At 75.7% G+C, this 10,320-nt stretch carries 11 protein-coding genes and 1 pseudogene; 5 read left to right on the top strand and 7 right to left on the bottom strand.

The window, feature by feature from the left end; translation table 11 throughout:
• Positions 1-366: class I SAM-dependent methyltransferase (locus AA75_RS44485; protein WP_199520583.1), on the bottom strand; the 366-nt coding region annotated here is incomplete at its 3' end.
• A 336-nt stretch (positions 367-702) separates the two neighbouring features.
• Between AA75_RS44485 and AA75_RS44490 the strand changes: the two genes are divergently transcribed.
• Positions 703-1,083, top strand: coding sequence for a hypothetical protein (locus tag AA75_RS44490; protein ID WP_033826282.1), 381 nt, complete (start codon positions 703-705; stop codon positions 1,081-1,083).
• A 99-nt stretch (positions 1,084-1,182) separates the two neighbouring features.
• Here AA75_RS44490 and AA75_RS44495 read toward each other — a convergent pair whose 3' ends face one another.
• Positions 1,183-1,524, bottom strand: a complete 342-nt coding sequence (locus tag AA75_RS44495; protein WP_033826305.1) for a VOC family protein — start codon at positions 1,522-1,524, stop codon at positions 1,183-1,185.
• 134 nt (positions 1,525-1,658) lie between these two features.
• On the opposite strand from AA75_RS44495, the gene AA75_RS44500 reads away from it, so the two are divergent.
• Together AA75_RS44500 and AA75_RS44505 are read left to right on the top strand one after the other, a co-directional pair.
• Complete coding sequence (locus AA75_RS44500) at positions 1,659-2,153, top strand: universal stress protein (RefSeq protein WP_082527311.1); 495 nt, start codon at positions 1,659-1,661, stop codon at positions 2,151-2,153.
• A gap of 84 nt (positions 2,154-2,237) precedes the next feature.
• Positions 2,238-3,050 (top strand): class I SAM-dependent methyltransferase, encoded by an 813-nt coding sequence (locus tag AA75_RS44505; protein ID WP_051814496.1) that lies wholly within the window; start codon positions 2,238-2,240, stop codon positions 3,048-3,050.
• Positions 3,051-3,289: 239 nt separating this feature from the next.
• On the opposite strand, the gene AA75_RS44510 is transcribed toward AA75_RS44505, so the two are convergent.
• The 3 genes from AA75_RS44510 to AA75_RS44520 all read right to left on the bottom strand — a co-directional run bounded on the left by AA75_RS44510 (position 3,290) and on the right by AA75_RS44520 (position 5,653).
• A complete protein-coding gene (locus tag AA75_RS44510) occupies positions 3,290-4,336 on the bottom strand; it encodes a hypothetical protein (protein ID WP_051814503.1) in 1,047 nt (348 codons plus the stop codon).
• A gap of 172 nt (positions 4,337-4,508) precedes the next feature.
• Positions 4,509-4,994 carry a DUF427 domain-containing protein gene (locus tag AA75_RS44515; protein ID WP_033826283.1) on the bottom strand — a complete coding sequence of 162 codons (486 nt, stop codon included), beginning with the start codon at positions 4,992-4,994 and terminating at the stop codon, positions 4,509-4,511.
• Positions 4,991-5,653: a sigma-70 family RNA polymerase sigma factor gene (locus tag AA75_RS44520; protein WP_051814497.1), complete on the bottom strand. Its 663-nt coding sequence runs from the start codon at positions 5,651-5,653 to the stop codon at positions 4,991-4,993. Before AA75_RS44520 ends, AA75_RS44515 begins: the two co-directional genes overlap by 4 nt.
• A 244-nt stretch (positions 5,654-5,897) precedes the next feature.
• On the opposite strand from AA75_RS44520, the gene AA75_RS44525 reads away from it, so the two are divergent.
• Positions 5,898-7,427: a cryptochrome/photolyase family protein gene (locus tag AA75_RS44525; RefSeq protein WP_033826284.1), complete on the top strand. Its 1,530-nt coding sequence runs from the start codon at positions 5,898-5,900 to the stop codon at positions 7,425-7,427.
• Positions 7,428-7,448: 21 nt separating this feature from the next.
• On the opposite strand, the gene AA75_RS44530 is transcribed toward AA75_RS44525, so the two are convergent.
• Complete coding sequence (locus AA75_RS44530; RefSeq protein ID WP_033826285.1) at positions 7,449-7,643, bottom strand: hypothetical protein; 195 nt, start codon at positions 7,641-7,643, stop codon at positions 7,449-7,451.
• Between the two features lie 183 nt (positions 7,644-7,826).
• The gene (locus AA75_RS44535; RefSeq protein ID WP_199520584.1) at positions 7,827-9,947 is read right to left on the bottom strand and encodes an MMPL family transporter; all 2,121 of its coding nucleotides are present in this window, start codon (positions 9,945-9,947) and stop codon (positions 7,827-7,829) included.
• Between the two features lie 67 nt (positions 9,948-10,014).
• Between AA75_RS44535 and AA75_RS51375 the strand changes: the two are divergent.
• A pseudogene (locus AA75_RS51375) lies at positions 10,015-10,320 on the top strand (hypothetical protein); the annotation flags it as partial.

Consider the following 10,320-nt stretch of genomic DNA (forward strand, 5'->3'; position numbering starts at 1 on the left):
GTCCAGGCCGGCGATCATGTTGGAGGCGACGGCCAGGTCCGCGGCTTCGGTCAGGCCTGCCGTCGCGAAGGGTTCGGGGTGCACGGTGACCCGGGCGCGCCGGTCGGCGCCGAGGTGGGCGAGCCGTGACAGCAGGGCGGCGCGCATGGCGGGGGCCGGTTCGACGGCGTGGACGGGAACGGTCGAGGCGCGCAGCAGGACCTCGGTGACGATCCCGGTGCCCGCGCCGACGTCCAGGACCGCGTACCGGGCCCGGGCGGCGGCCTCGGCGAAGCGCTGCTCGGCCTGGCGGCGGTCGGTCTCGGCCTGGAGGAGGTCGTAGAACTCCGCGGAGACCGCGTAGCCGTCACCGCGACGGGCGTCCACGGCCGCGGCTACGCGGAGGCGGACCGGCGGCGGGCGCGGTGCGCGAGGACGCCGCCCGTGCCGCCCGTGCCGGAGCCGTCGGGATCGAACAGTGCTGCGGCCGGCATCAGGGCCTCCCTCGCTCGCGCCCCGGTCCGGAGGGGCCGTACGTCCGTCTGTCCGACGCTACGGCCCGCCGCCCGGCCGTGCAGCGCGGCCGGCTTCGGTGCGGGTGCCGTCGCCTCGCGGCCGCGGCGGCGATGCACAGGCCCGGTGGGCCCGGTGGACCCGGTGGGGCACTGGGCCGGATGGCGCCGTGCAGGTGCGGCAGGGCGGTCCGGCGGCCACGGTGAGGGGATGAACATCGTCCTCGTACTGGAACTGGACGTGCCGACCAACGTGCGGCTCCTGGGAACCGACCGCTCGCCGGCGGACCCGCAGGGGCCGGTGCGGCACGCACATGCCGCTCCCCTGGATGCCTCGGGAGCCTGCGGTCCCCTCACCCTGTGCGGCCGGGACACCGGCGAGATGACCCTCGCCCCGCACCGCGCGCCCGACCCGGACCAGCCGTGGTGGCCGACCCAGTGGCACGCGTGCCACACCTGCCGGACCACCAGGAGCAGCACCGCACCCGTCGCCGTCGCCGACACTCCGACCGCCGCCGACGGCCCGGTCGACGACGACAGCAGCGGCGACGGCGACGGGCCGACGGCGGGGCGGGCGACGCGAAAGACCTGACCCTCCGTCACCAGGCGGCGCCGTCGGCTCGCGGCCGTCGACGAACCCGGGAAGGCGCCGGCAAGGCCGAGCGTGGCTGCCGTGCCGGCACGACTCTCCTCAGTGGACGCAGAACTGGTTCCCGTCCGGGTCCCGCAGCACGGTCCAGGTGAGGCCCGGAGCGCTGTGCTCGCCGACGACGCTCGCGCCGAGGGCGACCAGCCGCTCCACCTCCCCCGCCATGCCCCGGTCGGGCGCGGCGGCGAAGTCGACGTGTATGCGGTTCTTGTCCCGCCGCTCCTCGGCCACCCGCTGGAAGCCCAGGGCCAGCGGCTGCGCCTTGACGATGACGAAGTCGCCGTAGTCCTGGGCGATCTCGCCTCCCACCGCGGTGGCCCACCACTGGGCCAGCTCCTGCGGCTCCGCACAATCCATCGTGATCATCACTGCTGTCAGACTCATGATCGCCACCCTAGCCACGACCACCGACAGCCGTCAGCGGGCTCCCGCCACGCGAGTGCGCTGGTGCCGGCGGACGGGCAGGAGCAGGCTGAGAAGTGGACACCTGACGCCCGCCGACGCCTCGGAGGCCCTCCGTGACCGATGCTGCTCCTGTCCCTCAGCCGGCCGGCCCGATCGTGGTCGGCACGGACGGTTCGGCCCCCGCCGCGCAGGCCGTCGCCTTCGCGCTCCGCGAGGCCCGCTTGCGCGGTACCCGGCTGCGGGCCGTGTGCGCGTACGAGTACGCCCCCACCCAGCACTCCGGCTTCGAATGGACGGCCGGTGCCGGGCCGGGCAGCGGTCCCGTCCCGCAGCAGAGCGACCTCGTCGCGCAGGCCGTGGCCGACTCCGTCGAGGAACTGCAGCGGCAGCTCGGCGGGCCGTCGGTGGACGTGGAGATCGTCTGCAACCCCGGCCGCCCGGCGCAGGTCCTACTCGACGCGAGCGAGGACGCCTCCCTGCTGGTGGTCGGCTCCCGGGGATCGGGAGCCTGGGGACGGCTGACCCTCGGCTCGACCAGCACCGAGGTCGTCCACCACGCGCGGCTTCCGGTCGTGGTCGTCCCGGCGGAACACGCCGCCGCCTCCTGAGCACCCGTCCCGGCCTCAGCACCGGCCACCGCCCCGCTGACCTGCCGGAATGGAGAACAGCGGCGGGAGCACTACGGTGGAGACATGGGCCGCTTCGAGTCTCCGGGCGGCGCGGACCGAATGAGGCGTTTCGCCCGCGCCCTGTCCGCGGACCCCGTGGAGACCCTCCTCTACCTGCCGGAGGAGCTGAGCCGGCACCGCGAGCACCCGGTGGCGTACGACGTCGACACCGCGTGGGAGGAGCACCTGCACGACCTGCTCGGCGCCCCTTGGCCGTGTCCGGAGGCGCCGCACGCGGCCGAACTGTGGGGGTCCGTGGAGCAGGAACTGCACGACCGGGGACTCGCCTTCGGGCGGCACACGTACGGCGGCTACAGCGACGCGGACGAGTCGCTGGCGCGGGCCGTGCGGTGCGTGGTGCTGCACCGGCACGCCGAGGTCGTCGTCGAGACGGGGGTCGCCCGGGGTGTGATCAGCCGGTACGTCCTGGAGGCGCTGGAGCAGAACGGGCGCGGTCATCTGTGGAGCATCGACCTGCCGCACCCCTTCCGCCCCGGCCTTCACCCGGAGACGGGCGCGGCCGTCCCCACCCGCCAGCGACGGGCCTGGTCCTACATCGAAGGGTCCAGCCGGCGACGCCTGCCGCGGCTGGGACGGCAGTTGGGCCGGGTCGACGTCTTCGTCCACGACAGCCTGCACACGGCACGCAACACCCGGTTCGAGATGGACCGCATCGGCCGGATCCTGGCGCCCGACGGCGTCATGCTGATCGACGACATCAGCACCCACCAGGGCTTCGCCCTCTGGACCCGGGCCGCCACCGGCGTCACCTCACTGGTGTGCCCCTCCGCCGACGGCGAGGGACTCTTCGGGGTGGTCTGCGCGAGCGGCGCCTGACGTCCCTCGTCCGTCGGCCACCGGCCGGATGCCGTTCCCCCGGACGGCGACCGGCACCGGACCACCCTGGACCGGGATCGACGGCTACGTCCCCGCCCGGATCGGACCCAGCCGGTACACCGCGCACATCACCATCGGCTCGCCACCCTCGCCGACCTCACGACCATCGAGGCCGAGCCGTTCGACGCCTTCACGGTCCGCCCGGCTGCCGAGGAGCCGGCCCGGCCCGGGCATCGCGCTCAGGCGACCGGGGCCGGCGGACGTGGCGCCAGGATCTCCTCCACCGGGCGGCGGGGAGTGGCGGCGCCGGGCGGGCCGTAGCCGAGGCGCAGCACCGCGTGGACGTGGCCGGGGCCTTCCTCCGGGTCGCGCAGCGCCCACCTGGTCCCGGCCCATTCGACGGCCTGGTGCAGGACGGTCAGGCGTACGCCGTGCAGGGTCGCGAGCAGCCAGACGTGCTCCAGGGCCTGGCCGCTGCGCAGCCAGTCGGGCGGGGTGTCCCCGCGGGTGGTGAGGGTGCACAGCTGGGGCAGTGCCTCGAAGCGGCGGGCGGGCGGGGCCTCGCCGGGCCGGTACGGCGGCGGGCCGGCGAACTCCCGCATCGGGACGCGCGCGTCGTGGTCCTGCGGCCCCAGGGCGGACAGCGGGATGCCGTCGGCGGCCCCGGACCGTGCGCGCAGCCAGCCCCGGGTCTCGGCCAGCCGGTCGGGGTCGGCGGTGAGCCGGTGCTCGGCCTCGTCGGTCAGCTCGAGCACCCGGCGCACCGCGGCCTCCTCGAGCGGCGCGAACACCACGCCCTCCGCCGCGGCGGCGGCGACCAGTTCACCGAGGACGGACTCCGGCACGTCCCGGTTGGCGAACGGCTCGCGGCTGGAGTGGCGGAGGGCGATCGCGGCATCGAGCCGGGCGAGGCCGGCCGCCCCGGCGGGGGCGTCACCGGCTGCTGACGGTACGGCAGCGGGCGCGGCAGGCGCGGCCAGGGTGACGACGGCCAGCAGGTCGGGGTCGGCCGGGTCCGGCAGCATCCGCACGTGGGCCGCCCGTCCGAGGCGAGCCGCGGCGGCCACCCGGAGGTTGAAGACGGCGGCGCCGACGGAGACGTGCAGCGCGGCGCCGTCCGGGTCGGCGAGCGGTACGGCGCGGCGCCGGTCCGCGTACACGGCGATCCCGGTTCCGTCGGCGGTCGGCCGGAACCGCCAGGGCTGGCTGTTGTGCAGCGACGGGGCGGCGCCCGCGGCGGAGACGAGCAGGCGCAGATCGGCCTGGGTGAGGGCGGGATTGGACATGCTGATCCTCTCCTTACCGGTTGCCTCACCGGTGGCCGCGGCGGCGGCGTTCACCGGGATCCGGTACTCCCGAGCCTCCGCCGCCGGCCGTGGCCGGGCCAGGGCCCAAGGGCCCGACCTGCGGGGACCTCCGCCGGGCGCGTCGCCTCAGCCGCCGCCGGGGGGATGGGACTCACCAGCCGGAGGTGCCCGGGCCGCCCTTGTACGGGCCGGTGATCTCGTCGGTGATCCACCCGCCGTAGAAGTCGCCGTCCTGGGCGCGCACCACCTCGCCGTCCACCGTGCAGCGGTCCACCCGTCCCGGGTAGAACGCCAGCAGGTCGCGCAGTTCCCGGTACGCGGGCAGCGGCTGCGGGTAGCTCCACGCCGCCTGCCCGGCACGGCGGGGGCCGACTGCCAGGTCCCAGTACCGGGCCCGTCCCTTCCACTCGCAGAAGCTCACCCCCTCGGCGGGGATGAGCAGTTCGGTGGCCACATCACCGGGCGGCAGGTAGTACACCGGCGGGTGACTGGTCTCGAGCACCCGAAGCGCTGACCTGGTGGACGCGACCAGCCCGCCGCCGAACCACACCTCGACCAGCCGACCGGCGGCGGCCCTGACCGCCGGCGGGCGCGGGTAGTCCCACACCGACTCGGCGGCACGACCGGTGTCCGTCATCGGGTCCCTCCCGGTTGGTACGCGGGCGCGGCCATCGGGCGCGGCCCGTCGGGGTCCAGTCCGAACGCGGCCCTGAGCCGGGTCAGGCCGCCGCGGATCCGGGACTTGACGGTACCCAGCGGCACGCCGAGCAGCTGCGCGATCTCCCGCTGCGAGTACCCGCCGTAGTACGCCAGCACCACCGCCTCGCGCTGCAGTCGGCTCAGGCCCGCTAGCGCGGACCTCACCTCCGCCCCGTCCAGCGAGCGGACCACCTGCTCGTCCGGAGGGTCGCTCCGGGCGCCCGCCACCGGCTCCCGCAGTGCGCTGCGCCGCTCGCGGTCGGCGGCCGCCCGGGCGGAGCGTACGCGGTCCACGGCGCGGTGGTGGGCGATGGTCAGCACCCAGGCCAGCACCGATCCGTGCGCGGGGCGGTAGGTCGCGGCGGCGCGCCACACCTCGACCAGCACCTCCTGGGCGACCTCCTCGGCGTGGGCCCGGCTGCGCAGCACGCGCAGCGCGACGCCGTACACCGGTCCGGAGATCGCGCGGTACAGCAGCTCGAACGCCGCTTCGTCGCCGTGCCCCGAGAGTGCCAGCAGCCGGCGCAGGTCGCCGGGTGCCGGCCCCGGCGGGTCGGCGGGGGGTGCGTCTGTGCGGGTCTGCGTCGGCGTGGTCACGACGCCACGGTGCAACGGTCCGACCCGATCGGCCCAGTTGCACCGTTTGTGCGGCGTTCGGCCGGGGCGACCCGCCGAAGCGGTGCGGCACCGCTGCGGCTGTCGGTGACCCTTCCCGTGGCCGAAGCTGCCTGCGGGCGCGATCACCCGCGCCTGCGGGCCACGTACCGCGTGCCCGCCCGGTCAGCGAGCGACTGGAGCCGACCATGGATCTGCCCGGCGAACCTCCGCACCGGAGCCCGCCATGAGCGGCCCGCGCCCGCACTGGGTCTTCGGCGACCAGCTCGGACCGCACTTCCTCACCCCGGACGGCGACGGACCCGACGGGGACGGCCCCGACCCCGGCGCGCCCGTGGTGATGATCGAGGCCCGGTCGGTGCTGCGCCGGCGGCGCTTCCACCGGGCCAAGGCCCACCTGGTGCTGTCCGCGATGCGCCACGCCGCGGCCGGCCTCGGGGACCGGGTGCGCTACGTGCAGGCCGGCACCTACCGGGAAGGTCTGGCCGAGGCGGCCGGACGGGGGCGGGTCACGGTCTGCCATCCGACCTCGAGAGCGGCGCTGCGCCTGGTGGAGAGCCTGCCGCAGGTCACGGTGGTCCGGCCCCGGGGGTTCCTGGTGCCGTTCGCCGATTTCCGCCGGTGGGCCGGGGTTCCGGGCGAGCGGCGTCTGCTGCTGGAGGACTTCTACCACCGGGTGCGCCGCGCCGAGGGGTTGCTGCTCGAGCCTGACGGCACCCCGGCCGGTGGCCGGTGGAACCTCGACCGGGACAACCGTGAGCCGCCGCCGAAGGGCGCGGCCACCCTGCCGGTGCCGCCCCCGTTCGAGCCGCGGGAGGACGAGATCGACGACGGGGTGCGGGCCGATCTGGACCGGTGGGAGCGGGCCGGGGAGGTGGCGTTCGTCGGCCGGGACAGCCCGCGCCGTTTCGCCGCCACCCGGTCCGAGGCCGAGCAGGCGCTCGCCCACTTCGTCGCCCACCGCCTCGCCGACTTCGGCCGCTACGAGGACGCCGTGCTGCACGCCGACCCGTGGATGGCCCACAGCGCCCTGTCGGTCCCGCTCAACCTCGGGCTGCTCGACCCGGGCGAGTGCGTGCGCGCCGCCGAGGCCGCGTACCGCGCCGGGGCGGTCCCGCTCAACAGTGCGGAGGGATTCGTGCGCCAGGTCGCGGGCTGGCGCGAGTACGTCTGGCAGCTGTACTGGCACCTGGGTGCCGGCTACCGCGACGCCAACCGCCTGGGCCACCACGAGCCCCTGCCCACCTGGTTCCGGGACCTCGACGCGGAGGCGGTCACCGCCCGCTGCCTGGCCCGCACGCTGGCCGAGGTCCGCGACCACGGCTGGGTCCACCACGTCCCGCGCCTGATGATCCTCGGCAACTGGGCGCTGCAGCACGGCTGGGACCCGCGCGAGCTCACCGACTGGTTCCACCGCTGCTTCGTGGACGGCTACGACTGGGTGATGGCCGCCAACGTCATCGGCATGTCCCAGTACGCCGACGGCGGGCTGATCACCACCAAGCCCTACACCGCCGGCGGCGCGTACCTGCACCGCATGAGCGACCACTGCGGCCCGTGCCGCTACCGGCCCACCGACCGGCTCGGCCCGTACGCCTGTCCCTTCACCACCGGCTACTGGGCGTTCGTGGACCGCCACCGCGACCTGCTCGCCGCCAACCACCGCACCTCCCGGGCGGTCGCGGGCCTGCGCCGCCTGGACGGCCTCCCCGAACTCCTGGCCGCCGAACGCGCCCGCGGCCAGAGCCCGCCCTGACCGCCCCTCACCCCTGGCGGGCTACCCGACCGGGTCGGTGGGGGCGTAGGTGATGATCTCGTACAGGCCGTGGGCCACCTTGCGGAACCGTCCGCCGACCGACCGGGCCAGGCGGGCGCGCTGCACGTCCATCGGGTCGATCGCGACGCCCGGCGGGACCTCCACGAACTCGCGGACCAGTGCAACGTCCTCGGGAGTGAGCGTGCTGTCGGACATCCGGCCACCTCCGCGTCGACGGCGCTCGTCACCTCCAGCGTCCGAAACCACCGGGCCCGGACCACCCGCAACCATCGTGCATCGATTCCCCGCCCCGACCCGCGAGGCCCGGGCACTCGAAGGCACCGACGCCGACCACGACCGGAACCTCGGAAGCGCCCGCCGACCCCCGGCACACGGCCACTACCGGGGCCGGGCCGCCACCCGGTCCTCGGGGCGGCCGGGCCACCAGAAGCGCCGGCCGGTGAGGAGGACCAGCGCGGGGACGAGGACGGTGCGCACCAGCAGGGTGTCCAGCAGGACCCCGATGCCGACGATGACCCCGATCTGGGTGAGCGTGATCAGCGGGAGGACGCCGAGGACCGCGAAGACGGCGGCGAGCAGGATGCCGGCGCTGGTGATGACCCCGCCGGTGGAGGCCAGGGCGCGCAGCACGGCGCGGCGGGTGTCGTGCCCGGCCAAGGTGTCCTCGCGGGTGCGGGCGATCAGGAAGATGTTGTAGTCCACGCCCAGCGCGACGAGGAACAGGAACGACAGCAGCGGGACGTTGGCGTCCAGGGCCGGGAAGTGGTACGCGGTCCGGAACAGCAGCCAACTCGCCCCGAGGGCCGCGAAGTAGGACGCGATGACGGTCGCGACGAGCAGCACCGGGGCGACCAGCGCGCGCAGCAGGAGGACCAGGACGGCCAGCACGATGGCCAGGACCAGCGGGACGACGACCCGGGTGTCGTGCGCGTCGGCGCGGGCCGTGTCGTACGCCTCGGCGCTCTGGCCGCCGACCAGGGCGCCCGCGCCGGGGATCCGTCCGAGATCCGTGCGCAGCCGCTCGATGGTGCGGTCCGACTCGGCGGTGCCGGGTGCCGCGGTGAGGACGGCCTGGGCCGTGGCGTACCGGTCGGTGGCGGGGCCCTGGGTGACGGAGGCGACGCCGGGCACCTGGCGGGCTGCGTCCAGGACCCGGTCGGCGGCTCCGCGGGCGGCCGTGAGGGTGAGCGGGGCGGCGGACCCAGCGGGTTGGACCGCGGCGAGGGTCCGCTGCCCGAGGACCGCCTCCGGGGTCCTGCGGAAGGAGTCGGACTGCGCGAGCCCGGTGTGCAGGCCGAGCGCCCCGGAGGCGAGCAGCAGCAGGACCGCACTGCCGGCGGCCACCGTACGGGCGGGGTGCCCGGCGACGGCCCGTCCGATGCGGGCCCAGACTCCGCGCCGGTCCGCGGCGACCGGCTCGCCGACCTCGGGGACCAAGGGCCAGAAGAGCCGGCGTCCGGGCAGGACGAGGGCGGCGGGCAGGACCAGGAGCCCGAAGGCCATGGCGGTGAGGATGCCGACGGCTCCGGCGAATCCGAGGCCGCGGTTGCCGGTGAGCTGGGCGGCGAGCAGGGTGAGCAGGCTGAGGACCACGGTGGTGCCGCTGGCGAGGACGGCGGGGGCGGTGCCGCGCCAGGCCCGGGCCATGGCGGTGAACCGGTCGTCGGTGAGGCGGAGTTCGTCCCGGTAGCGGGAGACGAGGAGCAGCGCGTAGTCGGTGCCGGCGCCGAAGACAAGCACGGAGAGGATGCCGGCGGCAGAGGCGTCGACCACGACGCCGGCGTGCGGGGCGAGAGCGCCGACCAGAAGGCCGGCGGTGCGGTCGGCGGCGCCGACGACCAGCAGCGGGACGAGCCACAGGACCGGGCTGCGGTAGGTGATCAGCAGCAGGACGGCGACGACGGAGGCAGTGGCGATCAGCAGGCTGACGTCGGCGCCGGCGAAGACCTGGGCGATGTCGGCGCGGAAGGCGGGGCCGCCGGTGACCTCGGCGCGCAGCGGTGCGGGGAGGTCGGCGGCGGCGGTCCGGCGGATCCGGTCGACCGCGGCGGTGTTCCGGTCGTCGGGGGCGTCGGTGCGCAGGAGGACGGCGACGGTGGCGACCCTGTCCTGGACGGTCCGGGGGCGGGCGGCCTCGGGGGCGAGCCCCAGGGCGCCGAGGGCCGTGGCGCGCTCGGTGATCAGCGTGCGCTGGGCGTCGGTGAGCGGGCTGCCGTCGGTGGTGCTGTAGACGACGATGGCGGGCGCCGCCGCGCCGGTGGGGAGAGCCCTGAGGATCTCGGCGACCTCGGCGGACTGTGACCCGGCGGGCAGTGCGGTCCCGGTGGCCCGGGTGGTCGTCGCGTCGGCGGGCCCGAGGGCGAACGCGGCGCCGAGGCCGAGGACGGTGAGCAGGAGGACGATCCACGCCGTGGCGCGGGGCCGGCCGGGGCCGCCGGCGGGGACGGGCGGCCGGGCGGGAGCGGACAGCCGGGCGGGACCGGCCGGGCTTCGTGACACGGGGGCGCAGCCTCATTCGCAAGTAGTTAAGTAACTTAGCGATAGTTACCGTGTCAGAATTCCCGGTATGGCGCAACGTCCACCCACCGGGCCGGGCGGCGCGGCGGGCTCCTCCGACGGGCCGGCCCCGCCGCGGGCAGGCGACGAGCTCTCCCAGGCCCTGCGCGAGGTACTGACCCTCACCCAGCTGGCCCGGGCCGCCCTCGCCGAGCGGCTGGAGATGCCCCTGACCAACGTCGAAGCGGTCGAGCACGTGGTGATGGCCAGGGCCGCGGGCGAGCCGATCGGCCCCGCCGCACTCTCGCGCCGACTCGGCGTCACCACGGCGGCCGGCACCCAGTCGGTCAACCGGCTGGTCGCCGAGGGCCACCTC

Origin of the sequence: Kitasatospora sp. MBT63 (genome assembly GCF_000710465.2) — a bacterium.
Taxonomy (GTDB): Bacteria; Actinomycetota; Actinomycetes; order Streptomycetales; family Streptomycetaceae; genus Kitasatospora.